Genomic DNA, 22,768 nt, shown 5'->3' on the forward strand with positions numbered 1-22,768 from the left:
GCTATCGTGACGATATGTCTCTGGCGCGGAGACGGAACTGCGCCTGGATCAATCAGGGCAGTCAGCGACAGTTGAACCAGATCCTCCGGGCGCAGATGCTGTTGCGATTCCCGATTCCCGATTCCCGATTCCCGATTCCCGATTCCAAATCTCCAATCTCCAATCTCCAATCCCCAATCCCCAATCCCCAATCCCCAATCCCCAATCCCCAGCCTATGACCTTCCGCGACCCCGTCGATCTTGCTGCCCTCAACGCCTCCAGTCGCGACACCTTGATCGAACATCTGGGCATCGTGTTCACCGACGCTGGCGACGATTGGTTGCGCGCCACCATGCCGGTGGATTCGCGCACCAAGCAGCCGTACGGCTTGCTGCACGGCGGTGCGTCGGTGGTGCTGGCCGAAACCCTGGGCAGTAGCGCCGGCAATCTGTGCGTGGAGATGACCACTCAGATGTGCGTGGGGTTGGAGATCAACGCCAACCATCTGCGTGCGGCGTATCAGGACGTGGTCACTGGCACCGCGCGCGCCGTGCATATCGGGCGCAGCACGCAGGTGTGGGACATCACCATCGAAAACCCGGCCGGCAAGCGCGTGTGCGTTTCGCGGCTCACCTTGGCCGTGGTCCCGCGCAGCAATGGCTGAGCCCGCCGTGCAAGCACATGGGTGGAACAGCGCCACCCGCTGCCGGCACTGCGCGCGTGCCAAGCTGCTGTCACAATAGTCGCGCTTCCTTCCCCTGGTACCGGTCCCGTTCCTGCAATGAGCGAGTCATCCCTGGACGCCACGCGCGATGCTGGCGGCGTGCTGCGTTGGTTCCGGTACCTGTATCGGGTACCGCTACTGCTGGTGCACCTGAGCATCTGTCTGCCGATCACCATGCTGTGCGTGGTGGCGCCGCCGCTGGCGCGCATCCGTACCGGCCACGACGACACCCTGGACGAGTGGATGATCCGCTGGTGGCAGGGCAATCTGATGCGCATCTTCGGATTTCGTTTGCGTCACTTCGGCACTCCGCTGCCGGGCGCTGCGTTGTTCGTCGCCAATCACGTCAGCTGGATCGACATCTCGATGCTGCACAGCCAACGCGTGATGGGCTTTGTGGCCAAGCGCGAGATCGCCGGCTGGCCGCTGGTGGGCTGGCTGGCGGCCAAGGGCCAGACCATCTTCCATCAGCGCGGCAATACCGAATCGCTGGGCGGCGTGCTGCAGGAAATGCTGGCGCGGCTGCAAAGCGGCAAGCCGGTGGGCGTGTTTCCGGAAGGGCGCACCCGCGGCGGCACCGAGGTCGGCCCGTTCCATGCGCGCATCTTCCAGGCCGCGGTCGAGGCCGGCGTGCCGGTGCAACCGGTGGCGTTGCGTTACGGCGAGCGCGGCAATGCGCAGGCGGTGGTGGCGTTCGGCGAGCGCGAGAGTTTCTTCGACAATATCGTGCGTCTGCTCGGCGAGCCGGCGCGGCTGGCCGAAGTGCATTTTCTCGAGCCGATCCGCGCGCTGGATATCGACGGACGTCGCCGCCTGGCCGACACCTCGCGTCAACGCATCATTGCGGCCATGGAGTCCTAGCCCGCGATGCGTATGCTCATCACTCCTGCGGCCGACGTGACAGTGCCTGGCCCGATGAGCGCATGAACGTCTCCGACTACTCGCCGCCCCGCTGGTTGCGCAATCCGCATGTGCAATCACTGCTGGGCAGCAGCGCGTTGCGCCGGATCCGCAGCCGCCAGTTGCTGGCCGCCAGCGGCGCGGTGACCAGCGAACATATTCTCGACGGCGGCGACGGCGTACGCCTGCAGGGCTGGATGAGCATCCCGCCCGGCGATGCACCGGTGCGCGCCACCGTGCTGCTGCTGCACGGCTGGGAAGGCAGCGCCGATTCCAATTACATGCGGCTCACCGCTGCGCGCCTGCTGGGCCTGGGCTATCAGGTGTTCCGGCTGAATTTCCGCGACCACGGCGGCACCCATCACCTCAATGTGGATCTGTTTCACTCCGATCGCATCGATGAAGTGGTCAACGCTGCAGGCGATCTGTGGCGGCGTTTTCCCGCGCCGCAGTTACTGGTGGCCGGTTACTCGCTGGGCGGCAATTTCGCACTGCGGCTCGCCTTGCGCGCGCCGGCGGCCGGTCTGCCGGTGGCGCGGGTCGCAGCGGTGTGCCCGCTGCTGGATCCGGCCGCCACCATGCTGCAGATGGAAAAAGGCCCGCAGTTCTACGATTGGTATTTCCGCCGGCGCTGGCGCGAATCGCTGCTGCGCAAACGCAAGCTGTTCCCCGATCAGCACGGCTACGACGATGCCACCCTGGCGCTGGACATGCGCGGCCTGATGGCCTGGTTGGCCGAGCAGCACACCGGGCACGGCTCGCTGCAGGCGTATTTCGACAGTTATTCGATTGCCGGCGAACGCCTGGCCGGCTTGCAGGTGCCGGTCCACATCCTGATGGCCGAAGACGACCCGGTGATTCCGTTCGCCGATTTCGCCGGCTGGCATCTGCCCGCGCACGCACAGCTGGAAATCGCGCGCTGGGGCGGTCACTGCGGCTTTCTGGAAAATGCCCGCGGCGATGGGTTTGCCGAACGCTGGGTCGCCGAGCGGCTGACCGCTGCGCTCTAGAGCTTGCTCTCTGCGTTGCCGTGCCAAGTGATGCGCGGCGCATCGCTCCAGGCACACCAATTACCCAGTCAGACAAAATAGGCAACTGATGCGCCTTTTAAGTCGCCGCGCCAAAAGCGACTTGAACGAATTGCTAGTCCGCGTAAGAGCTCAGTATCCCTTCCCACCATCCGTTGGCAACAAGACGCAATGGCTCGAAGTAAAAACATTGTTGATTTATGCGAAGTTTCAGCAGCCCGGTGCCTATGAGCGCAGGTAGCGTTGGGCCTTTAACTAAGGTCCTACTTCTGCCCGGGGGTTGCCAGCTTTGAGCCCCCATAGGCATTGGTACGTTGATTGGTCGAGCAACTGATTCTTCAACCTGTACGTTGAATGCATTTTCCCCAATGAATAGATGTCCAGCGACCATTCTTAACCTTCCGAGCTTTACGCGTTTGATAAGAAAATCCAAGCTAGCACGCGTTTTTCAGGGCAAGATTTCATTGTTTCCGAAGCTTGATGTGCGTGCCCAGCGTGCTTGCCCTGTGTCGCATATCTTTTCGATGTGCATAAGACCCTAAGCCGTCCCACCGCGCATCGTTACAATAGGCGTTTGTCCTGGACACGCCGCCGCCATGCAAGACGCCATTCTCCAAGCCCTGCGCCGCAATGCGGCCGACGATGCGGTGGCGCTGGCCCGCGAGTGGGTCATCAGCGCGCCGGATAATGCCGCCACGCATCGCTGGCTCGGCCTGGCCTTGCAGCAGCAGCAGGGTCAGCCGGCGCTGGCGCTGGCCAGTATCGAAACCGCGCTGACGCTGACGCCGGAAGATGCCGACCTGCATCTGCTGCGCGCCGGCTTGCTATTGGCCACGCGCGATCTGTCTGCGGCCGATGCCGCGTTGTCGCGCACCACCGCACTTGACCCGAACCAGTTCAACGCCTACGTGATGCAGGCGCATCTGGCGGTGGCGCGTGGCGATCTTGACGATGCGCAGCGGCTGAGCCGCACCGCAGCGCGGCTGGCGCCGGAGCATCCGCAACTGCTGGCCGTCGATGGCGTGGTGGAGCTGCGCCGCGGTCAGAGCGACCACGCGCTGTCGCTGCTCACCCGCGCCGCCGAGCAGTTGCCGGACGATCCGCGTGTGCTGTTCGCGCTGGGCTTTGCGTATCTGCAGAAAGAACACTTTGCGTTCGCCGAGCGCGCCTTCGAGCGCGTGGTCGAGCTCAATCCGCCGGGCACCGCGCTGCGCGCCTTCATCGCCCAGCTCGCCCAGCGCCAGGGTCGCCTGGACGATGCGCTGGCCGCGATGCAGGGTGTGTTCGCCCAGCCCGGTGGCGACATCCCGGCCATGCGCCGGCTCGCGGGCGAAATGGAATTGCAGGCCGGTCGCCCCGACCAGGCCGTGGCGCACTTGCGCCTGGCGCTTGCGCACTGGCCGGCCGACCGGCGCACGCTGCACGCGCTACTGACCGCCTGGGAGCGATTGGGTGCGGTCGACGACGCACGCGACACTCTGGACGCGGCGTTGGCCACCTCGGTCAGTGCGCATGATCTATGGCTGGCGCGGCTGGCGGTGGAGCCGGTCGGCGGGCCGCAGGCGCAGGCGGTGATCGAGCGCTGGCTGCTGGGCATGCCCGAGCATCTGCCCGCACTGGAAGCGCTGATGCGCGTGCACGACATGCAAGGCCATGCCGAAGAAGCCGAAATGGTGGCGCGGCAGATTGTGGCGGTCGAGCCGGGCCGCATCAGCGGCGAGCAGCGCATCGTCGAAGCCCTGCTGGAGCGCGACCCGCCGGCAGCGATCGCCTGTGTCCAATCCTTGATCGACTCCTTGCCGGAGAACCAGCAGACCGTGCTGCGGCCGTGGCTGGGCAATGTGCAGGACCGCGCCGGCCAGCCCGATGCGGCGCTGGCCACCTGGATGCAGTTCCAGCGCGAGCAGGCCCAGCACCGTCTGCCGTTGCCGCCGCAGGCCGCGAAGCAGCCGATGCAGTGGCCGGCGCTGGGCACCATTCCCGACACCGTCACCGCGCGCCCGCTGTTCGTCTGGGGCGTGCCCGGCTCGCATGTCGAACGCCTGATCGCAGTGATGGGCGCGGCCACCCCGCTGGTGCGCGACGACCGTTACGGCACCACCCCGCCGTCCGACGCGCTGCAGAGCTATCGCAGCGTCGAACAGCTGGCCTCCGGCGAACTGGCGCCGCTGGCGCTGGTGGAAGGCTGGAAGGCGCAGCTGCCGCGGCGCGGTATCGACGACGGCAACGTCATCGACTGGCTGCTGTGGTGGGACAACATCTTGCTCACTGCACTGCGCCCGCACCTGCCCGAAGGCCGGCTGGCAATCGCATTGCGCGACCCGCGCGACATGCTGCTGGACTGGTTGTCGGCCGGTGCGCCTGCGCCGTTGGCCGTGCAATCGCCGCAGCAGGCCACCGACTGGTTGCTGGCGGCGCTGGAGCAGCTCGCCGTGCTGCACGAGCGCGATCTTTATCCGCACCGGATCATCCGCCTGGACGGCATCGAGAGCGACCCGCAGGGTATTTCCACCGCGCTGGAACAGGCCTTCGGGCTGAGCTTCCCGCTGATCGAGCCGCGCGGACCCGCACGCCTGGCATCGGGCCGCTGGCGCAACTATCGCAGCGTGCTGGGCGCGCAATTCGATCTGCTCACGTTGATCGCAGTGCGCTTCGGTTATCCGCAAGACTGAGCGGCGACCGAAATGGCTGCGCTCACTGTCGGGTGGGCGCGGCATTGTTCGCTGGCGTGATGAACCGGCAGCGATACACCCAACCGAGCGCATCAGAGGGTTCCATTGCGATGGCTTCCACTGCTGCGCAGACCCAGGCACCCTGATCAGCATCATCCCTCACGGAGACCCTGCATGCGCCTGACCAGCAACAGCATCGAAAACGGCAAGCCCATCGCGGTGGAGTTTGCGGCCGGCACGCCGGAGGGCTTTGCGCCCAACCGCAACCCGCATCTGGCCTGGAGCGAGGTGCCCGAAGGCACGCGTTCGTTCGCGCTGCTGTGTCTGGACCCGGATGTACCGACCGTGCCGGAAACCGTGGGCCGCGACGATGTGCAGATTCCGGTCGACCAGCCACGCACCGATTTTGTGCATTGGGCCATGGCCGACATCCCCGCTGAAGTGCACGAGATCGCCGCAGCCAGTTGCAGCGACGGCTTCGTGCCCAAGGGCAAGTCGCGACCGGCCGGCCCGGCCGGTGCGCGTCAGGGTCTGAATTCGTACACCGAATGGTTTGCCGGCAATGCCGACATGGCCGGCAACTACCTGGGCTACGACGGCCCGTACCCGCCGTTCAACGACCTGCGCATGCACCGTTATTTCTTCCGCGTGTTCGCGCTGGATGTGGCAACGCTCAGCCTGCCGGAGACCTTCACCGCGGCCGATCTGCTGTCGGCGATCCAGGGCCATGTGTTGGCCGAGGCGGCGTTGCATGGCACCTACACATTGAATCCGTCGCTGCGCTAAGAGCGCCGAACAACGCCTGTGTCGCCGCCATGCGGGCGCCGTCGCTGCCGGGCCGAGTGCTGGGTTACGTTGCCCGGCTACTCGGTAGCGGCATGTATCAATCGATCGATCACTGCATTCCTGCGCGCTTTCCTACTCCGACCTGACGACAGCGCGCTATGTCGTCGCATCTGGGCATGTTGCTCGCATCGGTGGCCACGGGATAACCCCGCAAGCAAACACCGGATCGCTAACCGCTGGCTTCGATCATCTGATCGAGCACATACACCGGTGCGCCGTCCGCGCCCGCAGCAGCGGGATAACGCGTCACCCGCAGCAAGGTGCGGATGCCGGTTTCGTGCTCGAAGCCTTCGATCTTGCCCTCGAAGGTTTGCCAGCGCTGGGTGACGGGCTGTCCGGTTGCATCCTGTTCGCGCAGCTGCAGGCATTGGCGCGACGGGTCGGAGGCGCACGGCACGGTCTCGGCGGCCACTTCGATCAACACCGTCTGGCCGGGGCCGCCATAGCGCGTGTCTGCGGTGGCGATGCCACCGAAAACCAGGCGAGTGCCATCGCTGCGGGTCAGGGTCAGCCGCGGCGCGGTCTGCGCGCTGTTCAACGCCACCGCGAAACGGCCGGACAGCAGCTCGCTGGCGGCGCGTTCCTGCGCCATCCGCCATGATTCGGCACATAGGCGCTTGCTCGACACCACCCGGCCGATCTGCAACTGCGCCTCGGCCACGCTGTAGTTGGCGCCCAGGGCATTGCAGGTCTGGCTGACCTGGATGCGTTCATCGCTGAAATCCAGTTGCAGTGGCGCAGTGCCCTCGACAAACAGGCTGCGCAACGCGGTGCCGTGCGCATCGCTGGCCTGCTGCAACTGCCAGTGCTGTGCGCGCAGGGCGGCCCGCAGCGGGGCATTGTCGGCGGCCGGTGCGGCTACCGCATCGGCTTGCGCGGCAGCACTGGGGGAGGAGCCGGGTGCGTCCGGCGAAGCGCCCGACCCGCAGGCCGTCACGCCCGCCGCCAGCAGTGCAGGGGCGAAGAACACGGCACGCATGGGTGGCTCCCGGTGATCAATGCCTCAGTGATACCGCCACCGCGCGGCCAGGGCAATGACGGGCGTCACTGCCTGGGCGCGTGCCACGCATGTCGCGCTCGCTTGAACATGCATGCCGCGCGGCGACAGTTGAGGCGTCAGGCTGCAGCCGGCAGCCACAACAGCAGGGCTGCGCCAAGCACGATGCGGTAGACCGCAAACACCGTGAAGCGATGCTTCTTGATGTAGCCCAGCAGCCACTTCACCACCACAAAACCGGTGATGGTCGCCGCCACGAAGGCCACCGCCACATCGGCCCAGTTCTCGCTGCCGAAGCCGCCTTCCTTGTACATCTCCAGCAGCGCATAGCCACTGGCCGCGAACATGGTCGGAATACCAACCATGAACACGAAATCCGCCGCCGCCGAGCGCTTGCTCAGGCCCAGCAGCATGGCCAGGAAGATCGCCGAGGCCGAGCGCGAGGTGCCGGGAAATACGCCGGCCACCACCTGCGCCAGGCCGACTGCGATGGCCACCTTCCAGGTCACCACGTCGCGCTCGGGCAATTTGCCGGCAAAGTGCTCGGCCACCAGCATCCACAGCCCGCCGATCAGCAGCGCCCAGGCCACCGGATGCACGGTTTCCGGCAGCTGCCAGCCGGCCTTGCGCACGATCAGCCCAACTACTGCCGTGACCAGGAAGGCCACGCCGATCTTGAGCACGTAGTCGCGATTGTCGCGTTCGCCCAGGCCGGTGGCCAGGGTCCACAGCTTCTGCCGCAGCGCCAGGCAGATCGCCAGGATCGCGCCGGCCTGGATGACGATATTGAAGAAGTCAGAACGGCGTCCGAGCCATTGTTCGGCGATCAGCAGGTGGCCGGTGCTGGAGATCGGCAGGAATTCGGTCAAGCCTTCGAGAATGCCCAACAGCAGGGCGGAGATCAGATCGGACATCGGACTGGGGAGGGATGGGGGAGGCGTCAGGATAGTGCATTGCGGCATGCACCATATCGGTGCGCATTGCGATCAATTAGCACCACCAAGGTGCTATTGAAGCCTGAGCGGCCTCTAGCGATGCAAGCAAAATCAACGACTTGTGAAAATATGACGCTTGGCACGGTCCCTGCTGTAGTACCGCCCACGAGCCACTTAACTTCCCCTGAGGTTTCTTCCGATGTCCGTGGAAAATGTTGAAAAGCTGATCAAGGACAACAAGGTCGAGTTCGTCGACCTGCGCTTCGTCGATATGCGTGGTGTACAGCAGCACATCACCTTTCCGGCCAATATCATCGAGCCGGCGTTGTTCGAAGAAGGCAAGATGTTCGATGGCAGCTCCATCGCGGGTTGGAAGGGCATCAACGAGTCGGACATGGTCCTGCTCCCGGACGCTGGCACCGCGTATCTGGATCCGTTCTTCGCCGATCCGACCATCGTGCTGACCTGCGACATCCTCGATCCGGCCACCATGCAGAGCTATGAGCGCGACCCGCGCGGCATCGCCAAGCGCGCCGAGGCCTATCTGAAGTCCTCCGGCACTGCCGACCAGGCGTTCTTCGGCCCGGAGCCGGAATTCTTCATCTTCGATTCGGTGCGCTTCGCCAACGACATGGGTCACACCTTCTTCCAGGTCGGTTCGGAAGAGGCAGCCTGGAACACCGGCGCCAAGTACGACGGCGGCAACAGCGGTTACCGTCCCGGCGTGAAGGGCGGCTACTTCCCGGTTCCGCCGACCGACACTCTGCACGACCTGCGCGCGGAAATGATCAAGACGCTGGAACAGGTCGGCATCGAGACCGAAGTGCACCACCACGAAGTGGCCACCGCCGGCCAGTGCGAGATCGGCACCAAGTTCAGCTCGCTGGTGCAAAAGGCCGACGAACTGCTGACGATGAAGTACATCATCAAGAACGTCGCCTACCGCAACGGCAAGAGCGCGACCTTCATGCCCAAGCCCATCGTGGGCGACAACGGCTCGGGCATGCACGTGCACCAGTCGTTGACCAAGGGCGGCGTCAACCTGTTCTCCGGCGACGGCTACGGCGGCCTGTCGCAGATGGCGCTGTGGTACATCGGCGGCATCTTCAAGCACGCCCGTGCGATCAACGCCTTCTCCAACTCCGGCACCAACAGCTACAAGCGTCTGGTCCCGGGTTACGAAGCGCCGGTGATGCTGGCCTACTCGGCCCGCAACCGTTCGGCCTCGTGCCGCATTCCGTGGGTCACCAACCCGAAGGCGCGCCGCATCGAGATGCGCTTCCCCGATCCGTTGCAGTCCGGCTACCTGACCTTCACCGCGCTGATGATGGCCGGCCTGGACGGCATCAAGAACCAGATCGACCCGGGCGCGCCCAGCGACAAGGATCTGTACGACCTGCCGCCGGAAGAAGAGAAGCTGATCCCGCAGGTCTGCTCCAGCCTGGACCAGGCGCTGGAAGCGCTGGACAAGGACCGCGAGTTCCTCAAGGCCGGCGGCGTCATGAGCGACGACTTCATCGACGGCTACATCGCGCTGAAGATGCAGGAAGTCACCAAGTTCCGTGCTGCGACCCACCCGTTGGAGTACCAGCTGTACTACGGCAACTGAGTTCCACCGCGGTGATGGCGGAGGCCCCCCCTCCCACCTCCGCCATCGCCGCCCATGTTCGATAAGTCCATGGTCCATGCCGTGGACTTGCAGGGGTCTTGATAAGGGTATTGAGAGAGCACTGGATCGCGACGCGCGGGCCTGACCTCTCCCACGAGGCGGATGCACTGACATCCGCTGGGGTCTGCGTGCTCGCGAACGAGCGGATGCCGGGGTTGGCATCCAGGGGAATGACACCGCCGGGCGGCGCAATGCCGGCCGGTTTTTTCCACCATTCGGGGTATGCGCATGAAATTGATCACCGCCATCATCCGGCCGTTCAAGCTCGACGAGGTCCGTGAGGCCTTGTCCGCAGCGGGCGTGTCGGGCATCACCGTGACCGAGGTCAAGGGTTTCGGACGCCAGAAAGGCCACACCGAGCTGTACCGCGGCGCCGAGTACGTCGTCGACTTCCTGCCCAAGATCAAGATCGAGACGGTGGTGACCGACGACCGGCTGGACGCGGTGGTCGAGGCGATCCAGAACGCCGCCGGTACCGGCAAGATCGGCGACGGCAAGATCTTCGTGACCGCGATCGAGCAAGTCGTACGCATCCGTACCGGCGAGATCGGCGCCGATGCGCTCTGAATCCCCCACCCCAGGAGTCCTTATGAAGACAGGTCTTTTCGCCGGGTGGAAAGCCCGGTTCTACAGTGTCTGCATGCTGATGCTGTTCAGTGCGCTGGTGGTGGGCGGCATGGGTAGCGCGCATGCGCAATCCACCCCGCAGGTCACCCCGTTGCCGACCGAGCCGGTCACCACCGAACCGCTGCCGTCCGCGCAGCCGGAAGCCGCTCCCGTGGCGGCCGCCGAGGCTGCACCCGTGGTCGAGAAAGGCGATGTCGCCTGGATGCTGACCTCCACGTTGTTGGTATTGCTGATGGTGGTGCCGGGTCTGGCGCTGTTCTATGGCGGCATGGTGCGCGCCAAGAACGTGCTGTCGGTGCTGATCCAGGTCGCTGTGGTGTTTTCGCTGCTGACCATCCTGTGGGTGCTCTACGGCTATAGCCTGGCGTTCTCCGGCGAAGGTCCGTGGATCGGCAATCTGGACAAGGCGCTGCTCAAGGGCGTGACCATCGAAACCCTGTCGGCCACCTTCACCAAGGGTGTCAGCCTGCCGGAATACGTGTTCGTGGCGTTCCAGGCGACCTTTGCCGGCATCACCGGCGCGCTGATCGTCGGTGCCTTTGCCGAACGCGCCAAGTTCGCCGCAGTGCTGCTGTTCTCGGTGATCTGGTTCACCTTCGGCTATCTGCCGCTGGCGCACATGGTCTGGGCCACCGGTGGTTATCTGTTCGGGCTGGGCGCGCTGGATTTTGCCGGTGGCACGGTGGTGCACATCAACGCCGGTATCGCCGGCCTGGTGGGCGCCTACTTCGTCGGCAAGCGTGCCGGGTTGGGGCGTGAAGCGATCAAGCCGCACAACGTGACCCTGACCTTCGTCGGTGCGTCGCTGCTGTGGGTGGGCTGGTTCGGCTTCAATGCCGGCTCCAACCTGGAAGCCAATGCCGGTGCGGCGCTGGCCTTCCTCAACACCTTGCTGGCCACTGCCGCGGCGGTGCTGGGCTGGTCGTTGACCGAGAAGATCATCAAAGGCAAGTCGTCCGCCCTGGGTGTGGCTTCGGGCATGGTCGCCGGCCTGGTCGGCATCACCCCGGCCTGCGGCACGGTGGGGCCGTTCGGCGCGATCGTGATTGGTCTTGCCGCAGGCGTGCTGTGCGTGTGGGGCGTTACCGGTCTCAAGCGCCTGCTCGGCGCAGACGACAGCCTGGACGTGTTCGGCGTGCATGGCCTGGGCGGCATCATCGGCGCGATCCTGACCGGCGTGTTCTCGGCGGCCTCGCTGGGCGGCCAGAAGGGCGGTGACTACGACATCGTGCATCAGGTCGGCATCCAGGCATTGGGCGTGGGCATCACCCTGGTGTGGATCGGCGTGGTCTCGGTGGTGGGTTTCCTGGTCGCAAAGCTGGTGTTCGGCCTGCGCGTCACCGAAGAAGCCGAGCGTGAGGGGTTGGACATCACCTCGCACGGCGAAGCTGCATACGAGTCTTGAGCATGAACACCCGCAGCCATGCCGCTGCGGGTGGCACAACGACCCGGCCGGGACTGCCCGCCGGGTCCGTTTTTCCCCGCGGCGCTGGTCGGCGCGGGTCAACTGCCGAGGTGTCTGCATGACCAGCCCCACGCCTGTCCCTGTCGGCGCGGATGTGCGCTGGCTCGGTGCAAGCCACCGCTCGTCGGCCCCGAATTCTTCTCTGCACGCTTCGTCTGGCGCGACATCCGCGCACGTCGATGCTGCTTGCACTAAATTGGTGCAATGGTGATTCCTTCCTCGATGCCATCGCTGGACAGCCTGGGCACCCCGGTGGCCTGGGCCGACCGCGAGGGCCGTGTGCTGGGCGTCAATCCAGCCTTCGCGCGCTGGCTTGGCGTCAGCGCACGGCGCCTGGTCGATCAACCGCTGGCCGCGCTGGAAGTACAGGGCGATGCGCTCGCCCGCTTCCTGCTCAACGACGAGCGCGATGTGCTGCGTCTGCATCGGCTGGCCCTGGGCCTGCCCAACGACGCACCGCGCTTTGCCGAAGGCTGGCTGTCGCGGCTGGACGACGGCGGCTGGCTGCTGGAAACCCACCCGGTCGACGAATTCCCCGCGCTGGATCCCACCCATGCACTGCCTAACGCCCTGAGCGCTGCGCTCAAGGGTCTGGCGCATGAGCTGCGTAATCCGCTGGCCGGGTTGAAGGGCGCCGCACAGCTGCTGGCGCGCCGTTCGGCTGGGCGCGACGAGGACGAGCGTGAGCTGATCGAATTGATCGGCACCGAGATCGAACGCCTCAACACCTTGCTCGAACGCCTGCTCTCGCCCACGCCGGCACGCCCGCACGACCGCCTCAATATCCATGTCGTGCTGGAGCGCGTGCTGCGCCTGGCCGAAGCCGAGGGGGGCTGGTCGGTGCAGGTGCAACGCGATTACGACCCCAGCATTCCCGACATCCTTGGCGATGGCGATCGCCTCACCCAGGCGGTGTGGAATCTGGTGCGCAATGCGTTCCAGGCCGGCGCCACCCGCGTCACCTTGCGCACCCGCGTCGAACATGGCCAGCGCATCCGCGACCGCGTGCATGCGATGTCGCTGCGGCTGGAGATCATCGACGACGGCGGCGGTGTGCCCGAAGAACTGGCCGAGCATCTGTTCCTGCCGCTGGTCAGCGGGCGCGCCGAAGGCAGTGGTCTAGGCCTGGCGTTGGCCCAGCAAGTCTCGCGCGAACACCACGGCACCCTGACCTACCGCTCGCGCGCCGGCCATACCGTTTTCACCCTGCTGCTGCCCGAGCTGGCCGGCGATCACGACAAGGAGCATCTGCATGGCTGAGGCCGCCGCCGCATCCCACCATATCTGGGTGGTCGACGACGACCGTTCGGTCCGCTTCGTGCTGTCCACCGCTTTGCGCGATGCCGGCTACGCCGTGGATGGCTTCGAGAGTGCCGCCGCTGCGCTGCAGGCACTGGCCATGCGGCCCACGCCCGATTTGCTGTTCACCGATGTGCGCATGCCCGGCGAAGACGGCCTGACCCTGCTCGACAAACTCAAGTCCAAGCACCCGCAATTGCCGGTGATCGTGATGTCGGCCTACACCGATGTGGCCAGCACTGCCGGCGCGTTTCGCGGCGGTGCGCACGAGTTCCTCTCCAAGCCGTTCGACCTGGACGACGCGGTGGCCCTGGCCGCACGCGCGCTGCCGGATGCCGATGCCGGCGTCGACGCACTGGTCGGCGTGCCGGTGGCGCAAGGCTCGGCCGCACTGATCGGCGACACCCCGGCGATGCAGGCGTTGTTCCGCGCCATCGGCCGGCTCGCGCAGGCACCGCTGTCGGTGCTGATCAACGGCGAAACCGGCACCGGCAAGGAACTGGTCGCACGCGCGCTGCACAACGAATCGCCGCGTGCGCGCAAATCCTTCGTTGCCCTCAACACTGCCGCCATTCCTGCAGAATTGCTGGAAAGCGAATTGTTCGGCCACGAAACCGGCGCTTTCACCGGTGCCACCAAACGGCATATCGGCCGTTTCGAACAGGCCGATGGCGGAACGTTGTTTCTGGACGAAATCGGCGACATGCCGCTGCCGCTGCAGACCCGTTTGCTGCGCGTGCTGGCAGAGAACGAATTCTTCCGTGTCGGTGGGCGCGAACTCATCCGTGTCGACGTGCGCGTGATCGCCGCCACCCACCAGGACCTGGAAGCGCTGGTCGAACAAGGCCGCTTCCGTGCCGACTTGCTGCATCGCCTGGACGTGGTGCGTCTGCAATTACCGCCGCTGCGCGAACGCCGCGGCGACATCGCGCAACTGGCCGAAAACTTCCTGGCCATGGCCGGGCGCAAGCTCGACATGCTGCCCAAACGGCTGTCGTCGGCCGCCTTGGAAGGCCTGCGCCACTACGACTGGCCCGGCAACGTGCGCGAACTGGAAAACGTGTGCTGGCGCCTGGCCGCCTTGGCCACCGCCGACATCATCGACGTGGTCGATGTGGAAGCCGCATTGGCGCGTGGCGGCCGTCGCCAACGCGCCGGCCGCAGCGACGGGCAATGGGACGAGATGCTCTCCAGCTGGGCCGCGCAGCGCCTGAGCGAAGGCGCCCAGGGACTGCACGCCGAAGCCCGCGAACGCCTCGACAAGACCCTGCTCGAAGCCGCCCTGCAACTCACCCAGGGCCGCCGCGCCGAGGCCGCCGCACGCTTGGGCTTAGGCCGCAACACCGTCACCCGCAAACTCGGCCCAGGCCGCAAACGCCGCTGATGTATCGCCTGGCCCCGGCTAAAGCCCGCTCCGCTGGAAGAAGGAACGGCGCGTAGGCGATACAGGCTTACCGCAATGGTGCATCAGACCGTATGCGGAGTTGAGCCCCTCTCCCGCCGGGAGAGGGGTGAGGGTGCGGGGCGAAGCCTCACGCACCCAAACGTCACTAGCGCTTCGCCCGTACCCTCATCCGGCGCTACGCGCCACCTTCTCCCGGCGGGAGAAGGAAACAACGCGCGATCCAGGCTTATCGCAATCGCACATCGGTGCTACCGCGCATCCGTCGACCCGCACCTCAAAACACCAGACACTCCACACCAACCCCGTAAACTCCCGATCAGCCGGCAAGCGCATTTCATGACACGTGAACATGTGCCCGCATAGGTTTCCAGCCTGATCAGGAGAACAGCTCGATGCGTTACCGGTCGTCCACGATCGTCGCCCTCACCGCTCTGGCGCTGGCCGCCTGCAGCAGCACGCCACCCCCGCCGAAGGCACCGCCACCGCCAGTGGCGCGTGTCGTGCCCACCCGTCCGGTGCAACAGGCCGAAGCGGCGCTGGCCTCGGCCTCGGGCAGTCTGGTCAGCGGTCGGGTGGTGCTGGTACCTGCGTTACAGGGAATCCGCATCACCGGCACCGTCGGTGGCCTGCGCCCGGGCGGTGTTGCCGGCTTCCATGTGCATGAGCGCGGCGATTGCAGCGCCGCCGATGCCAGCAGCGCGGGTGCGCATTTCAATCCGACCGGCGCACCGCACGGGCGTGCCGGTAGCAATCCCCACCACGCGGGCGATATGGACAATCTGCGCGCCGATGCCGAAGGCGTTGCGCACCTGGACATGATCATTGCCGGCATCACCCTGGGCGATGCCGCGCCCACCGATGTGATCGGCAAGGCGCTGATCGTGCATGCCGATCCAGACGACTATCGCAGCCAGCTTAGTGGCAATGCCGGCGCACGTCTGGCCTGCGGCGTCATTCGCGTCACCCAATGGCGCACACCCCCTTCGCAGCCCTGAGTTGGGGCATCCATGGCCGCAACTGCGGCCTCTCTACAGGAGTTTTTTCATGCGCATTCTTCCCGCGACGTTGTTCCTGGCCACCGCGCTGGTGCTGACCGCGTGCAAGCGCGACGAACCGGCACCGGCCGATCCCGCACCCGCACCGCAGGCCGGCACGCCAGCCGAAGCGGCGCATGGTGGCGAGCATGCCGCTTCCATGGTCACCGAAGCGGCGGCCACTACCACCGCAACCGCCGAGCTCAAGCCGACCAAGGGCAATGAGGTGAAGGGCACGGTGAGCTTCAAGACCGTCGACGGCGCGCTGCGCGTCACCGGCCAGCTGAGCGGCCTCAAGCCCAACAGCGAGCACGGCTTCCACATCCACGAAAAGGGCGATTGCAGCGCACCGGACGGCAGCAGTGCCGGCGGGCATTTCAACCCGGCCCAATCCGATCACGGCACCGTCAGTGCCGACCCGCATCACGGTGGCGACATGCCCAACATCACCGCCGACGCGCAGGGCAATGCCAGCATCGATGGCCCGGTCTCGAGCAACGTCAATCTCGGCAAGGCCGACCAGTTCGATATCGCCGGCCACGCCGTGATCGTGCATGCCGACGCGGACGACTACAAAACCCAACCCACCGGCAACGCCGGCGGCCGTCTGGCCTGCGGTGTGATCACCACCGACAACGCGCCGGCTGCGACCAAGTAAGTCAAAGAAACGGGCAGACAAACAGACGCCGCAGTGATCGATCACTGCGGCGTTATTTGTTTGGTACACACCTGCCAAGCATTGGTGCTGGTTTCAGTGCACGGACCAGTTCAGCACATGGATGTAAGCCGCGTAGGCGCGTGCCATGTTTGTCACCGAAGACGCCGGTTTTCCAGTACGCGCCAACAGTTCAACGTCCAAAGTAACCGGTGCGTTGCTTACGCAGCCAACGCCTGACGCGGATCCTGCCCCGGCTCCACATGCACATACAGCACTGGCAGCCCATGCGCTTCCAGCACGGCGGCCATCTGCCGCTGGCGTGAGAGGTATTGCTCGTACACCCCGCGCAGACGCTCGCAGTTTTCGCGATCGTGGGTGTAGTAATCGCACCAGCCGGCCGGGTCGAACAGCGCGATGCGCACTTCGCCGTCGACATAACGCAGCACCGGTTCGGGCGGCTGTTGCAGCCACTCTTCGGTCTGCGGGGCGAGCAGGGCGGCTTCGATCAGCGGCCATAGCGGCGCCAACCCTTGATTGTCGTACTGCATCGAAATCATCGCCGCCAGATCGTTCGCGGTGAGATAGCGCGCGTGTTCGATGCGTGCGCCGAAGCTTTCCTGCGCCAGCAAGGCGGTGTCGGCCTGCGCCATGCCCTGGGCCAGCAGCACTTCTTCCATCGCATCGGCCACGGTGGCGACGATTTCCGGATCGCCGGACAGCAGGAACGGCAGCACGCGCAGGCCGCCGCCGGTGAGTTGTACATCGGCCTGGAACGGCAACGGAATCTCACCCTGCGCATCGGCACCGAAGGCCAGCACGCGCGGGCCCTGATCGCGTCCGGGTGCGCGCGCTTGCAGCTCTTCCAGGCGGCGATGCAGCGGCCAGCCCGGCCGCAGCACTTCGGCGGGGTCGAAATGCGCCATCGCCACGCTCAGCTCCAGCGCGCGGATCTCCGGGATCCACTGCGCCAGGTCGCGGCCGATACGTTCGGCCAGCATGCCGGCCTGCTCGGGCGCCAAGGCGCCGCGCTCGGGGGCGCTGCCGCCCGTCAATTCCAGCGCCATCACACCCATGGCGGTCACGCCGTGTTCGGTCTTGCTCATGATTCGCGGTTGGCCCATCACGGGGTCGAAGCTACACTGCGGCCATTATGCCTGCCGGCCCTGTGCAGGCCATGTCCCCGAGTCCTCCATGCCAGGTCAACCGATGCCAGCAGCCCGTCCCGTCGCCATCTTGGGCGGCGTTCGTATCCCGTTCTGTCGTCAGAACACCGCGTACGCGGATGTGGGCAACCTGGGCATGTCGGTACGCACGCTGGGCGCGCTGGTCGAGCGCTTCGGGCTGCATGGGCAGCAACTGGGCGAAGTGGCGATGGGGGCGGTGATCAAGCACTCCTCGGACTGGAATCTGGCCCGAGAGGCGGCGCTGTCGTCCGGCCTGTCGCCGCTGACGCCGGGCATCACCCTGCAGCGCGCCTGCGGCACCAGCCTGGATTCTGTGATCACCATCGCCAACAAGATTGCGCTGGGCCAGATCGATTCGGGCATCGGCGGCGGTTCGGACACGACGTCCGAAGTGCCGATCGTCTACGGCAAGAAGCTGCGCGCGCGGCTGCTGGCCGCCAACCGGGCCAAAGCCACCGGCGACAAGCTCAAGGCGCTGCTGCGTGGCTTCAAGTTTGGCGAGCTCAAGCCCGAGTTCCCCGGCGTGGCCGAGCCGCGCACCGGCAAGAGCATGGGCGACCACTGCGAGGACATGGCCAAGGAATGGAACATCGCGCGCGATTCGCAGGACGCGTGGGCGGTGGCCTCGCATCACAAGCTGGCGGCAGCGTATGAGCGCGGCTTCTTCGATTCGTTGATCGCCCCGTTCCGCGGTGTCTCGCGCGACAATATTTTGCGTGCCGACACCTCGCTGGAAAAACTCGCCACGCTGCGCCCGGCCTTCGACAAGACTTCCGGTCGCGGCACGCTGACCGCAGCCAATTCCACCCCGCTCACCGATGGTGCTGCCGCGGTGCTGTTGTCCAGCGAAGCCTGGGCGCTGGCGCACGGCCACACCCCGATGGCCTATCTGCGCGATGCACAGGTGGCGGCGGTGGATTTCGTGCATGGCGAAGGCCTGCTGATGGCGCCGACCATTGCGGTGCCGCAGATGCTGGCGCGCCAGGGCCTGACCCTGCAGGACTTCGACATCTACGAGATCCACGAGGCGTTCGCCGCCCAAGTGTTGTGCACGCTGCGCGCCTGGGAAAGCGAGGATTACTGCCGCAATCGCCTGGGGTTGGATGCGCCGCTGGGCCGCATCGACCCGGACAAGATCAACCCGCTGGGTTCGTCGCTGGCCACTGGCCACCCGTTTGCCGCCACCGGCGCGCGCGTAGTGGCAACTGCTGCCAAGCAGCTGGAAGAACGTGGCGGCGGCCGTGCGTTGATTTCGATCTGTACGGCCGGCGGCATGGGCGTGGTCGCCATTGTCGAGCGCTGATGCTGCTGCGCAGCGGGATTAGGCATTCGGGATTGGGGATTCGCTAAGGCGACGTTCTTTTTGCGAATCCCGACATCCCCAATCCCCAATCCCCAACCTGCAAGGACGCATGGATGTCGAACGATGATGTTCGTGAACCACCCACCCTTTACCTGACACCAGCGCAAGGCGAGGTCTGGCGCGAAGGCGATGTGCTGGTGTGCACGCCGGGCGCCGATCTGCCGCCGCGTTGCGTCAAGTGCAATGCGCCGGTCGACGACTTGCCGCGTCGCTATATCTTTCATTGGCATCACCCGGTGATCTATCTGGCGCTGTTGATGGGCATATTGCCGTATCTGATCCTGGCCATCGTGTTGCGCAAGCGCAGCGCGCATGTGCTGAGCTTGTGCGCCCAGCACGAGCGGCGCCGCGTACGCTATGTCGTCATCACGAGGGCATCGGTCTTGCCGTTGCTGCTAGGCGGTCTTGCGCTGGACGGCGCGATCGGCTGGCTGACCGGCGCTGCTGTGATGGCGCTTATGCTGTTGATCGGCAGACTTGGCTCGCGGGTGTTATCGCCGCAATCGGTTGACCATGAGCAGGCGCGTTTCCTGGGTGCCTGCGATGCGTTCTTGCGCGAGCTGCCAGCGCCGCGTTGGGCATCCCGCAATCGATGATCTGCGGTGCGGCACCTATCTGCAGATATTTTTGTAGCGTTCTTGCGTCGCCGTCGCTGCAGATGTCATCGCAGGCCGGTGAATTTTGGTGGCAGCACTCCCGCTCAGATCCACAAAACAAAAAAGCCCCGGACATGCCGGGGCTTTTCAGTTAATCCACATGCCGCAGCATCGATCAGACGTGATCGATTACAGCACCCGATCATCCGGCGCGAGCGGATCGGCCGGCGGTGTTGCGTACGCCGAGACGATCGGTCCACGCAGCGATTGCTGCGGCAAACCCTCATGCACCGGTTCGCCGCGTGCAGCGCGCAGGGCATTGGCATAGCAGTGCTGCGCCGACAGCAGATCGCCGGCTGCGGCAAAGCCATGCCCGAGTTCTTCCCAGGCCTCGCTACCGGCGCCATTGGCCACCGCGCGATGCAGGAATTCTTCGGCCTGCGACCACTGTTGTTGATGACGCGCCAGGCGCGCCATCGTCAACAACAGGCCCGGGCTATCCGGATACTGGGTGAGCCAACGTTGCGCACTGGCACGGCGCGAGTCGTATTTTTCCAGCGGCAGCACACCGTACAGACGCACCAGCGATTCGTCCCATTGCGTATCCAGCGCCTGTTCCAGGCTGTGTACGGCCGCATCGTCCCAATGCAGAATCGCCGCGCGCTGTGCATAGGCGCCGACCACTGCCGGATAGGTGCGCAGCGGCTTGGGCAGCGCTTCCCAGCGTTCGGCCAGGGCATTGGCATCGCCGGCCTGCAACAGCGTCTGTTCGGCCAGCGTCGCCTCCAGCGCGTTGTAGGCATCGGGTGCCAGCACCGCCTGCTGACGCAATGCGCCGAGTTGACCGTAGGCTTCGTCGGCACGGCCGATCTGCGCCAGGGCCTGCGTGCGCAGCAACAGCCCGCGTGCCGGCAGCGGTTGCGCGTTGGCACTATCGAGCGCATTGATCGCCTCGACCGGGCGTTGCCGCGCCAGATGCCGTTCGCCTTGCAGCAGCGCATGTGCGGTGGGGTCGCGCTCGGCCAGTTGCTGGGCCAGCGCAGTGGCCGAGGCGTCATCGCCGCGCGCATCGGCCACACGGACTGCAGTTGCCAGTGCGATACCGCTGACGTCGTCGTCCTCGCTGGCAGTGACCAGCAGGCGCTCGGCACGCTGCCACTGACCGTGATCGGCCGCGCGCAGGCCTTCGATCAGGCGGGCGCGGCCCTTCTTGCGGCGGTACTTGCCCCAGACCCGGAACGGCAGGCTGATCAGCGTCCACACCAGCCACAGCACCAGCAGCGCGATGACCAGGATCAGCAGCGCCTGCGGCATCGCCGCGCGGTAGTCGTTGCCGCCGACGCTGACCACCACATTGCCCAGGTCGTAACTGTTTTGATGCGACAACCATTGCGCACCGAGCACGCCCAGCGCCACGGCAACCAACAGGATCAAGACGGTACGCAACACTTTCATTGGGTGGATCTCCCTTCACGCATGGCCTGCAGTTGCAGCAGGGTGGTGCCCAGTTCCGGCAGGCGCGGACGCAGTGGCGCTTGTTGCAAGGTGCGCAGGCGCGTGCGGGCCTGGCGACGTTGTGGGGAATCCGGCCACAGCCGGGTGGTCCAGGTGTCCACGCGCCGCAGCGATTGGACGAAGCCGGCGGCATCGCCGCGCTCGGCGGCAGCGCGGGCCAGGCTGACTTCGATCTGCAAGGCATCGCGCGCGGCGTTGCGGTCGCCGCCGACGAGCAGTGCATCGCCACGGCTGGGGCGAATGTCCACCAGCGGCGCAAGCACTTTCTGCCACCACGGCTGCGCGGCTTCGTTCTCTTGCGCGGTGTGTTCCGGCAGGCGCTGCAGATCGGCGGCGAGTGTGTCCAGCAATTGACCGGCTTGCGCTTGCGGGCCAGCGCCGAGGCGGTCCAGTGCGTCGCGTTCCTGCACCAGCGCCTGGCGCAGATTGAGGTAGCCCGGATCGTCCACGCCGTTGAGTGCGGCATTGGCCAGCGCATAGGCACGGCGTGCGCCGTCGGCGTCGCCGGCAATACTCAGGCGTTGCTGGCCGAGCCGCAGCAGCAGTTCCACTTCATCCAGACGCAGCGCCTGCGCGCCATGTCGATTGGGATCGGCCAGTTTCTGTACGGTTTCTTCGAGCAACGCGCTGCGCTGGCTCAGCCCGAGCATTTCATCGCGTAACACACGATTGGTCGCTGCGGCATCCTGCAGGCGCTCGTTGGCCAGGCGCTGATCGCGGCGCAAGGTTTCCAGCATCTGCTGGGTGCCATCCCAGCGTTGCTGCTGCGCCTGGGCCGCCTGCAGCTGCCCGCTTTGATAGGTCTGCCACGCGCGCCAGCCCAGAAACAGCGCCACGCCCACTGCCGCCACGGCAACCGCAAGCAGCAGCCAGGCCACGGGGAAGCGTCGCGTGGAAGCGGGCATTTCAGTCATTGGGAGATCCTCGGGCGGTCACGACTGGCGCATGCGCCGCAGTCATCTGCTACAGCATGGCGTGCCGCAGCAGACGCCCGCAAGCGCTGGATGGATTCGGAGTTCAGCAAGGTCGCGATGGTGTCACGATCGCTGCAGCGGCGGCTGCCAATTGCTCGGGCAATGGACCTGCGGCGCGCACCACATGGGTGAAGCCGGCGGCATGTGCGGATGCGCGCATGCGCTCGCTGGAGGCCACCACCGGATGGAGTTGCCAGGCATCGACCAACGCTGCGGGCAGTTGCTCTAACACCAGCGATAGCGCTTCGGCGCTGCTCAATGCCAGCACGCTGCGTGGCAGTGCACTGGCCAGGGCGTGCACCGCCGATGCGCGCAATCGCAGCGCGACGCGTTGATAGACATCGGCGCGCAGGACATGGGCGCCACGCTGCTCCAATGCCGGTGCCAGCATGCCGCGCCCGCCTGGCGCAGTGATCAGTGCGACTGTCTGCAATGGCGGCTCGAACAGCGGCAGAGCCAGCAGTCCTTCGCTATCCATGCGCGCAGGGCGCACCACTGCATCGATCCCATAGGCCTGCAATGCGCGCGCGGTGCCTTCTCCTACGCTTACCCATTGCGCCTGCGCTGGCCGCCGCAGCGGTGAAAGACGCTGCGCGGCGTGCACCGCTGCCGGGCTGGTGAATACCGCGATCGGTGCCTGCAGCGCTTGCTCTAGTGCAGCCCGTGCCTGTGGGGTGTCGTTGGTCTGCAGCCGCCACGGCGACAGCGCGAGCAGCCGTCCGCCATGCCGGGCGGCGGCCCGCCGCAGTGGCGCGTGCTCACCGCTGGGTCGCAGCGAGATCAGGGTCCAGGCGTCGGTCGAGGAGGTGGGCCGGGTCATCTCACGATTATGCGAGAACGTTGCGGCGTCAGGGCAAGATGGCACCGCGCCGATGTCGCCGGTGGCGATCTCATCGG

Annotated in this window: 20 protein-coding genes; 14 read left to right on the forward strand and 6 right to left on the reverse strand. The window is 65.8% G+C overall.

Translation table 11 applies throughout. The features are described from left to right. The first annotated feature begins 215 nt into the window (after positions 1 to 215). From XcyCFBP4188_RS07460 to XcyCFBP4188_RS07480, 5 genes are all read left to right on the forward strand, one after another. Complete coding sequence (locus XcyCFBP4188_RS07460; RefSeq protein ID WP_006449217.1) at positions 216 to 644, forward strand: hotdog fold thioesterase; 429 nt, start codon at positions 216 to 218, stop codon at positions 642 to 644. A gap of 21 nt (positions 645 to 665) precedes the next feature. After that, positions 666 to 1,565 carry a lysophospholipid acyltransferase family protein gene (locus XcyCFBP4188_RS07465; RefSeq protein WP_172839254.1) on the forward strand — a complete coding sequence of 300 codons (900 nt, stop codon included), beginning with the start codon at positions 666 to 668 and terminating at the stop codon, positions 1,563 to 1,565. A 62-nt stretch (positions 1,566 to 1,627) separates the two neighbouring features. Continuing rightward, on the forward strand, positions 1,628 to 2,614 hold the full coding sequence (locus XcyCFBP4188_RS07470; protein ID WP_006449215.1) for a YheT family hydrolase: 987 nt from the start codon (positions 1,628 to 1,630) through the stop codon (positions 2,612 to 2,614). Between the two features lie 614 nt (positions 2,615 to 3,228). Beyond that, on the forward strand, positions 3,229 to 5,304 hold the full coding sequence (locus XcyCFBP4188_RS07475) for a tetratricopeptide repeat protein (protein WP_104591872.1): 2,076 nt from the start codon (positions 3,229 to 3,231) through the stop codon (positions 5,302 to 5,304). A 174-nt stretch (positions 5,305 to 5,478) separates the two neighbouring features. Further along, the gene (locus XcyCFBP4188_RS07480) at positions 5,479 to 6,090 is read left to right on the forward strand and encodes a YbhB/YbcL family Raf kinase inhibitor-like protein (protein WP_006449213.1); all 612 of its coding nucleotides are present in this window, start codon (positions 5,479 to 5,481) and stop codon (positions 6,088 to 6,090) included. A 229-nt stretch (positions 6,091 to 6,319) separates the two neighbouring features. On the opposite strand, the gene XcyCFBP4188_RS07485 is transcribed toward XcyCFBP4188_RS07480, so the two are convergent. Then, the gene (locus XcyCFBP4188_RS07485) at positions 6,320 to 7,129 is read right to left on the reverse strand and encodes an META domain-containing protein (RefSeq protein WP_104591873.1); all 810 of its coding nucleotides are present in this window, start codon (positions 7,127 to 7,129) and stop codon (positions 6,320 to 6,322) included. A 137-nt stretch (positions 7,130 to 7,266) separates the two neighbouring features. Continuing rightward, a complete protein-coding gene (locus XcyCFBP4188_RS07490) occupies positions 7,267 to 8,061 on the reverse strand; it encodes an undecaprenyl-diphosphate phosphatase (protein WP_006449211.1) in 795 nt (264 codons plus the stop codon). A 220-nt stretch (positions 8,062 to 8,281) separates the two neighbouring features. Here XcyCFBP4188_RS07490 and glnA point away from each other — a divergent pair, with 220 nt between their 5' ends. The 7 genes from glnA to XcyCFBP4188_RS07525 all read left to right on the forward strand — a co-directional run bounded on the left by glnA (position 8,282) and on the right by XcyCFBP4188_RS07525 (position 16,239). After that, positions 8,282 to 9,691, forward strand: a complete 1,410-nt coding sequence (gene glnA / locus XcyCFBP4188_RS07495) for a type I glutamate--ammonia ligase (protein ID WP_104591874.1) — start codon at positions 8,282 to 8,284, stop codon at positions 9,689 to 9,691. A gap of 288 nt (positions 9,692 to 9,979) precedes the next feature. Beyond that, positions 9,980 to 10,318, forward strand: coding sequence for a P-II family nitrogen regulator (locus tag XcyCFBP4188_RS07500; RefSeq protein ID WP_002808480.1), 339 nt, complete (start codon positions 9,980 to 9,982; stop codon positions 10,316 to 10,318). Between the two features lie 22 nt (positions 10,319 to 10,340). Further along, entirely contained in the window at positions 10,341 to 11,783 is a 1,443-nt protein-coding gene (locus tag XcyCFBP4188_RS07505) for an ammonium transporter (RefSeq protein WP_006449209.1), read from the forward strand. A 264-nt stretch (positions 11,784 to 12,047) separates the two neighbouring features. Next, complete coding sequence (locus tag XcyCFBP4188_RS07510) at positions 12,048 to 13,103, forward strand: two-component system sensor histidine kinase NtrB (RefSeq protein ID WP_104591875.1); 1,056 nt, start codon at positions 12,048 to 12,050, stop codon at positions 13,101 to 13,103. Further along, positions 13,096 to 14,526, forward strand: a complete 1,431-nt coding sequence (gene ntrC, locus XcyCFBP4188_RS07515) for a nitrogen regulation protein NR(I) (protein WP_006449207.1) — start codon at positions 13,096 to 13,098, stop codon at positions 14,524 to 14,526. Before XcyCFBP4188_RS07510 ends, ntrC begins: the two co-directional genes overlap by 8 nt. 413 nt (positions 14,527 to 14,939) lie before the next feature. Further along, positions 14,940 to 15,542: a superoxide dismutase family protein gene (locus XcyCFBP4188_RS07520; RefSeq protein WP_043907577.1), complete on the forward strand. Its 603-nt coding sequence runs from the start codon at positions 14,940 to 14,942 to the stop codon at positions 15,540 to 15,542. 49 nt (positions 15,543 to 15,591) lie between these two features. Beyond that, on the forward strand, positions 15,592 to 16,239 hold the full coding sequence (locus tag XcyCFBP4188_RS07525; RefSeq protein ID WP_006449205.1) for a superoxide dismutase family protein: 648 nt from the start codon (positions 15,592 to 15,594) through the stop codon (positions 16,237 to 16,239). A 218-nt stretch (positions 16,240 to 16,457) separates the two neighbouring features. Here XcyCFBP4188_RS07525 and XcyCFBP4188_RS07530 read toward each other — a convergent pair whose 3' ends face one another. Then, positions 16,458 to 17,342, reverse strand: a complete 885-nt coding sequence (locus tag XcyCFBP4188_RS07530) for a hypothetical protein (RefSeq protein ID WP_043907576.1) — start codon at positions 17,340 to 17,342, stop codon at positions 16,458 to 16,460. Between the two features lie 88 nt (positions 17,343 to 17,430). Here XcyCFBP4188_RS07530 and XcyCFBP4188_RS07535 point away from each other — a divergent pair, with 88 nt between their 5' ends. Both XcyCFBP4188_RS07535 and XcyCFBP4188_RS07540 read left to right on the forward strand, forming a co-directional pair. After that, a complete protein-coding gene (locus XcyCFBP4188_RS07535; protein ID WP_043888825.1) occupies positions 17,431 to 18,726 on the forward strand; it encodes an acetyl-CoA C-acetyltransferase in 1,296 nt (431 codons plus the stop codon). A gap of 113 nt (positions 18,727 to 18,839) precedes the next feature. Further along, positions 18,840 to 19,382: a hypothetical protein gene (locus tag XcyCFBP4188_RS07540; RefSeq protein WP_006449202.1), complete on the forward strand. Its 543-nt coding sequence runs from the start codon at positions 18,840 to 18,842 to the stop codon at positions 19,380 to 19,382. Between the two features lie 189 nt (positions 19,383 to 19,571). Here the strand turns inward: XcyCFBP4188_RS07540 and XcyCFBP4188_RS07545 are convergent, their stop codons facing one another. The 3 genes from XcyCFBP4188_RS07545 to XcyCFBP4188_RS07555 all read right to left on the reverse strand — a co-directional run bounded on the left by XcyCFBP4188_RS07545 (position 19,572) and on the right by XcyCFBP4188_RS07555 (position 22,691). Then, entirely contained in the window at positions 19,572 to 20,837 is a 1,266-nt protein-coding gene (locus XcyCFBP4188_RS07545) for a heme biosynthesis protein HemY (protein WP_006449201.1), read from the reverse strand. Then, positions 20,834 to 21,811, reverse strand: coding sequence for a uroporphyrinogen-III C-methyltransferase (locus XcyCFBP4188_RS07550; RefSeq protein WP_043907573.1), 978 nt, complete (start codon positions 21,809 to 21,811; stop codon positions 20,834 to 20,836). The genes XcyCFBP4188_RS07545 and XcyCFBP4188_RS07550 overlap by 4 nt, the downstream gene beginning before the upstream one ends. A gap of 103 nt (positions 21,812 to 21,914) precedes the next feature. Continuing rightward, a complete protein-coding gene (locus XcyCFBP4188_RS07555; protein WP_006449199.1) occupies positions 21,915 to 22,691 on the reverse strand; it encodes a uroporphyrinogen-III synthase in 777 nt (258 codons plus the stop codon). Between the last annotated feature and the right edge of the window lie 77 nt (positions 22,692 to 22,768).

Origin of the sequence: Xanthomonas hortorum pv. cynarae (assembly GCF_002939985.1) — a bacterium.
Lineage (GTDB): Bacteria > Pseudomonadota > Gammaproteobacteria > Xanthomonadales > Xanthomonadaceae > Xanthomonas > Xanthomonas hortorum_D.

Bases quoted from the DNA above. Each gene is read 5' to 3' on its own strand.
- XcyCFBP4188_RS07460 (WP_006449217.1), top strand. From the start codon at position 216: ATGACCTTCCGCGACCCCGTCGATCTTGCTGCCCTCAACGCCTCCAGT.
- XcyCFBP4188_RS07470 (WP_006449215.1), top strand. From the start codon at position 1,628: ATGAACGTCTCCGACTACTCGCCGCCCCGCTGGTTGCGCAATCCGCAT.
- XcyCFBP4188_RS07475 (WP_104591872.1), top strand. From the start codon at position 3,229: ATGCAAGACGCCATTCTCCAAGCCCTGCGCCGCAATGCGGCCGACGAT.
- XcyCFBP4188_RS07480 (WP_006449213.1), top strand. From the start codon at position 5,479: ATGCGCCTGACCAGCAACAGCATCGAAAACGGCAAGCCCATCGCGGTG.
- XcyCFBP4188_RS07485 (WP_104591873.1), bottom strand. From the start codon at position 7,129: ATGCGTGCCGTGTTCTTCGCCCCTGCACTGCTGGCGGCGGGCGTGACG.
- XcyCFBP4188_RS07490 (WP_006449211.1), bottom strand. From the start codon at position 8,061: ATGTCCGATCTGATCTCCGCCCTGCTGTTGGGCATTCTCGAAGGCTTG.
- glnA (WP_104591874.1), top strand. From the start codon at position 8,282: ATGTCCGTGGAAAATGTTGAAAAGCTGATCAAGGACAACAAGGTCGAG.
- XcyCFBP4188_RS07500 (WP_002808480.1), top strand. From the start codon at position 9,980: ATGAAATTGATCACCGCCATCATCCGGCCGTTCAAGCTCGACGAGGTC.
- XcyCFBP4188_RS07505 (WP_006449209.1), top strand. From the start codon at position 10,341: ATGAAGACAGGTCTTTTCGCCGGGTGGAAAGCCCGGTTCTACAGTGTC.
- XcyCFBP4188_RS07510 (WP_104591875.1), top strand. From the start codon at position 12,048: ATGGTGATTCCTTCCTCGATGCCATCGCTGGACAGCCTGGGCACCCCG.
- ntrC (WP_006449207.1), top strand. From the start codon at position 13,096: ATGGCTGAGGCCGCCGCCGCATCCCACCATATCTGGGTGGTCGACGAC.
- XcyCFBP4188_RS07520 (WP_043907577.1), top strand. From the start codon at position 14,940: ATGCGTTACCGGTCGTCCACGATCGTCGCCCTCACCGCTCTGGCGCTG.
- XcyCFBP4188_RS07525 (WP_006449205.1), top strand. From the start codon at position 15,592: ATGCGCATTCTTCCCGCGACGTTGTTCCTGGCCACCGCGCTGGTGCTG.
- XcyCFBP4188_RS07530 (WP_043907576.1), bottom strand. From the start codon at position 17,342: ATGAGCAAGACCGAACACGGCGTGACCGCCATGGGTGTGATGGCGCTG.
- XcyCFBP4188_RS07535 (WP_043888825.1), top strand. From the start codon at position 17,431: ATGCCAGGTCAACCGATGCCAGCAGCCCGTCCCGTCGCCATCTTGGGC.
- XcyCFBP4188_RS07540 (WP_006449202.1), top strand. From the start codon at position 18,840: ATGTCGAACGATGATGTTCGTGAACCACCCACCCTTTACCTGACACCA.
- XcyCFBP4188_RS07545 (WP_006449201.1), bottom strand. From the start codon at position 20,837: ATGAAAGTGTTGCGTACCGTCTTGATCCTGTTGGTTGCCGTGGCGCTG.
- XcyCFBP4188_RS07550 (WP_043907573.1), bottom strand. From the start codon at position 21,811: ATGACTGAAATGCCCGCTTCCACGCGACGCTTCCCCGTGGCCTGGCTG.
- XcyCFBP4188_RS07555 (WP_006449199.1), bottom strand. From the start codon at position 22,691: ATGACCCGGCCCACCTCCTCGACCGACGCCTGGACCCTGATCTCGCTG.